Annotated in this window: 5 protein-coding genes; 1 reads left to right on the top strand and 4 read right to left on the bottom strand. The window is 62.1% G+C overall.

The genetic code is table 11. The annotated features are described in order from the left end of the window. Positions 1-19: 19 nt before the first annotated feature. The 3 genes from WA989_RS11175 to WA989_RS11165 are packed head-to-tail and all read right to left on the bottom strand — an operon-like array spanning position 20 to position 2,992. Positions 20-1,006, bottom strand: coding sequence for a zinc transporter ZntB (locus WA989_RS11175; RefSeq protein ID WP_424340580.1), 987 nt, complete (start codon positions 1,004-1,006; stop codon positions 20-22). Further along, a complete protein-coding gene (locus tag WA989_RS11170) occupies positions 1,003-1,440 on the bottom strand; it encodes a hypothetical protein (RefSeq protein ID WP_424340579.1) in 438 nt (145 codons plus the stop codon). Before WA989_RS11170 ends, WA989_RS11175 begins: the two co-directional genes overlap by 4 nt. Positions 1,441-1,483: 43 nt before the next feature. Further along, positions 1,484-2,992, bottom strand: coding sequence for an acetyl-CoA acetyltransferase (locus WA989_RS11165; RefSeq protein WP_424340578.1), 1,509 nt, complete (start codon positions 2,990-2,992; stop codon positions 1,484-1,486). A 127-nt stretch (positions 2,993-3,119) separates the two neighbouring features. On the opposite strand from WA989_RS11165, the gene WA989_RS11160 reads away from it, so the two are divergent. Then, positions 3,120-4,097 (top strand): DNA topoisomerase IB, encoded by a 978-nt coding sequence (locus tag WA989_RS11160; RefSeq protein ID WP_424340577.1) that lies wholly within the window; start codon positions 3,120-3,122, stop codon positions 4,095-4,097. 9 nt (positions 4,098-4,106) lie between these two features. On the opposite strand, the gene WA989_RS11155 is transcribed toward WA989_RS11160, so the two are convergent. Continuing rightward, a partial coding sequence (locus WA989_RS11155; RefSeq protein WP_424340576.1) for an aldehyde-activating protein occupies positions 4,107-4,403 on the bottom strand: 297 nt, incomplete at its 5' end.

Raw genomic sequence — 4,403 nt, 5'->3', positions numbered from 1 at the left:
AAAGTCTGAACGCCCGCGTTCAGAGCCAGCGCATGCGATGCAGGAGCAGGATAAGCAGGCCCGCAATGCCCGCCATGGAGAGGCAAAGCAGGGTGAAGGCGACAGGGGAGGACGTGCCGGGAACCCCGCCCACATTCACGCCGAACAGGCCTGTGACAAAGCCGAGCGGCAGGAAGATCGCCGAGATGACGGACAGGACGAAGAGGCGCTGATCCATCCGTTCGGCGCGCTCCTCGACGATCTGCTCCTGCATCACGGTCGAGCGGTCACGAATATTGTCGAGTTCTTCGCCAATCCGAGTCACCCGGTCGCCGATCTCGCGCAGGTGCAGGACTTCATCGGCTGAAAACAGATCGCCCCCCTCGCGCGCCATCTGGGCCAGCGCGTCCCTTTGCGGGATAACGTACCGGCGAAGCTGCAAGACACGCCGGCGGAAATTGCTGAGCGCGGATTTTGGCAGGCTTCCCGCGTCATAGATCAGCGTCTCCTCGAAATCGCCGGCCTGGTCCTCGAGACCCGACACGACGGGCTCTATCCTGTCTGTCAGCCGCGCCGCCAGGAAGGCCAGGATGGCGCCTGAAGACGCGGGCACCTCGCCTTGCATGATCTGTTCGCGCAAATCCTGAGCGGCCTTGATATGAAACGCCCTCAGCGAGATGACCACATCCGCAGTCGCCCATATGCGAATGGCGATCATGTCTTCGGGGACGGCCCCCTCATTGAGGTTCACGCCTCTCAGATTGATCAGATAACCGGGGCCATGTTTCACGCAGCGGGGCCTGGTGTCTTCCTGCAGCAGGGCACGGTCGATGACCAGGTCGAGGCCGCTGTGGTCGACGAGCCATGTGCGCACGTCTGCCGAGAGGCGGTCCAGATGAAGCCAGCGGCGCACGCCTGGCCTTTCGGCTGGGCCGTTCGCGATATCGTCCCAGTTCAGCCGGCGCGCCCCGCCGGTGCCGTCAAACTCGAACGCAAAAACGAGCGGGTCCCGGGCAGCCTCCGTCACGAGCGGTATTGCTCCATGGCGATATAGCCAATGACTTCGACCCACTCGATGACATCCTCGCCCACGCCTTCATCGCGCAGGAAGCCGGTGAAGGCGGGCACGAAATTCTGCGGCTGTGAGCATTGGGCAATTGCATTGTTGAGTTCGGGCATCACGATCCTGTCGAAATCGCGGGCCAGATCGTCGAAATCGTCGATCAGCGATGCAATGCGCAGCGCCGTCAGGGCTGACGGATTATCAACCTTGCCAGACAGGCTTCTGAGGTCATTGACCGTGCCGTAATTGGCGCGGGCGAAGCGCGAGAGCACCTTGTCTGTGCGCCATTCCACCCATTCAGGTGTGCAGGGTTGCGGCTGCGTCATGCAGGCAGAGAGCGAGGTTGATGCGAGCAGCAGGGATGTGGCGCAGAGCAGGTGCCGGGGGTTGAGGGGCATGCGAGTGACCTCCTAAAACCTGCAACCTAGCGCGGCAGACGCCTCAGGCGAAGTCGAATGTGCTGACCTCGCCATCCTGGGTGACGGTAACGGGCCTGCCCACAGGGCTCTCGTCGTTGCGCAGCTCGTCCAGCGCCGCCTCCGAGGCTTTGGCGATAAAGCGGTCGCCGCTCTCTGTCCTGCCGAAGATGATGCCGTGGGAAGGGCCTTCGCGCCCGTGGACGACGGTATAAGTCTCAATTGTGCCGGCACTGGCCGCCGGGTCGAGCGTGACTTTCTCGTGCGGCTTGGCGGCTTTCTCGACCAGTTGGAAAGCATCAGGCCTCGCCGTTGACCAGACACCGACAGCCTCCTTCGTCATCCAGCCGCCATTGGCGAGGACGAGACCGAATGCGCCGTCGTTTTCGCGCAGCCAGTCCGACATGCTGGCTATTCCGTGCATGGAATAGTTATTGCCCGGCCCGCCGAAGAAGGGCAGGCCGCCTGTCAGTGTGATGGGCCGCTCATCTGTAAACGGATCGATACCAAGCTCCTGCGTCGAAGAAAAGACTGCGCACGGAAAGCAGGAATAAAGGTCGAAGGCTGCGATGCCACCGGGCGTCTTTCCAGCCTGGTCGAGGGCGCGGCCGATCGCCTGTTGCATGGCCCATGAGCCGTCGAGGCGCGGGCGCTCCGAGAGGAGATCGTCGCTCGCCTCGCCGCTGCCATGCAGATAGACGCGCTTGTCTTTCGCGACGCCCAGCTCGTCTGCCTTTTCTTCGGATATCATCAGGAAGGCGGCGCCCTGATTCACGGCGTCCTGCGCGATGTGCCACTTCAGGAAAGGGTCTGCGAATTCATAATTGCTCGGCGAGGGTGTCGCCAGGAAATCGATGCTGAGCTCCTTTGGGAATTGCGCATAGGGATTGCTCGCGGCAATTTCTGTAAACGGCTGGAAGAGTTTCGCCATGGCCTCACGCTGCCCAGAACGAGACCGGCCTTCGCGCGCGGCGATTGCGTTCTCGAACAAGGCATAGAAAAAGGCTGGCGCAATGAGACCGTGCTTGATCTCGGCGCGTGACAGCATCTCGCCGCCAAAGCCCCGGTCTTCGTAATCTGCATCAGCGCTGTCGGCCCAGTCGATCTCGACGCCATTCTTTCGGGCGCCCTTGGAGGCACGGTTAGCTTCTGAGCCGGCGACGAGTGCCACCTCGATTTCGCCTGCATGGATCCGGCTAGCCATTTCATTGGCGAGGGCCTGCGGACTTTGCCCGCCCACATCGGAATAGATGAGACGTTCCGGCTGCGCCCCGATATCGCGCGCCAGCGTGCCGGGGAGATTGGTATTGTGGCCATGCGGATGCGGCGCATTGCGCACCGAATCCTCGAAGATGCGCACGAAGGTGATTGTGTCGATGTTGCTCGCGTCTACGCCCGCATCTTTGAGCGCTTCTTTCGACGCATTTGTGGCGAGGCTGAGCGGGGAGGGCGCACCTTCGGCGCCGTCGCTGCCATCCCACTGGCTCATTGATTGTCCGACGCCGACGAGTACGGGCATTGATCCTTTAGCCATGGGATTTGTAGTCCTTCTGAAAGTTGCAGTCTCATGATTAGCGGACCGGGCGGGCCATTCAATCGGTGACGCGACGCAAATGTCGCTCCGGCGGGAACCAGAAGCGGTCAGGCCAGCTTACTGCCATATGGCTTTTTCGCTCGCCCGCACGGATCTTGACCCAAGGGATGCCGGCCTTGTCTATGTCGATGCTGGCGAGCCCGGCTGGACGCGCAAGCCGCATGGCAAGGGCTTCACCTACCAGGATCAGACAGGCCGCACGCTAGAAGGCGAACAGCGCGCCCGCGCCGAAGATCTTGTCCTGCCGCCTGCCTGGAAAGATATCTGGATCTGTCCCAAGCCAAACGGACACTTGCAGGCGACCGGTGTCGATGAGGCAGGCCGGACCCAGTACAGGTATCATCCCGACTGGCGGGCTCACTGCGAGCAGGTGAAGTTTGCTGACATGGTCTATTTCGGACAGGCCTTGCCGCGCATAAGGAAGCGGGTCCGCGACACGCTGCACGCGCCGCAAGACCATGTGGACCTGGCGGTCGCCGCGATTGTCCGCCTGCTCGACAAGGGCGCGATCAGGATCGGGTCAGAGAAGAGCCGGGCCGATGGCGCGTTTGGCGCGACCACGCTTTACAAGCGCCATGTCCGCCAGACCGATGAAGATACCGTCAGGCTCCGCTTCAAGGGCAAGGGCGGCAAGCCGCAGGACATCTCGATCTGTGATGAGGGTTTGAGCCAGGCGGTGGAAGCGCTGCAGTGCCTGCCCGGGCAGAGCCTGTTTCACACGCCGGACGGCAAGGTCTGCTCGGCGCGCGTGAACCGCTTCATCCAGGACACGGCCGACGGCGCATTCACGGCAAAGGACTTTCGCACATGGGGTGGCTCCGTCGCCGCCGTCAAAGCCCTGCGCAAGGGCGCAGACAGCATCAAGGCGGTCTCAGAGGCGGCCGCGGACAGGCTCGGTAATACGCCGACCATCGCCCGCAATTCCTATATCCATCCGCGCATCATCGAGATGGCGCGTGAGGGTCACGACCCGGACGAGGAAGCCGGGCCCCTCCGTCTCAGAAAAAATGAGAGGCGGCTGTTCGCTATTCTGGAACGGGCCTGACGCGAGGCGCTACCATGGCGTGCTGACGCCTATTGTCATCGGCGCGCGCCGATAGCTGAAAGGTCCGCTTCCTGACCAGTCCTGGCCGTTGGGATAGCGCACTTCAATTCCCTCAATGTCCTCGGCGGCGAACAGTCTCATATTGACGCCGACCATATCGGCTTCCGGATGCAGCGCCCTGAAAGCTGGCGCCAGCTCGAAATGTATCGTTGATCCACAGGACCCGCAGGAATGCACTTCCACGCCAGCATTCGGTTTGTCGCGGCGCATAAATGCGTTTGTGCCGCCGGTCGCCCTCACCTGCTT

This window comes from Henriciella sp. (assembly GCF_049649345.1).
GTDB lineage: Bacteria > Pseudomonadota > Alphaproteobacteria > Caulobacterales > Hyphomonadaceae > Henriciella.
This window is presented reverse-complemented; position numbering and strand designations above follow the sequence as displayed.

Coding starts and splice junctions, on each gene's coding strand:
- WA989_RS11170 (WP_424340579.1), bottom strand. CDS start 1,440: ATGCCCCTCAACCCCCGGCACCTGCTCTGCGCCACATCCCTGCTGCTC.
- WA989_RS11165 (WP_424340578.1), bottom strand. CDS start 2,992: ATGGCTAAAGGATCAATGCCCGTACTCGTCGGCGTCGGACAATCAATG.
- WA989_RS11160 (WP_424340577.1), top strand. CDS start 3,120: ATGGCTTTTTCGCTCGCCCGCACGGATCTTGACCCAAGGGATGCCGGC.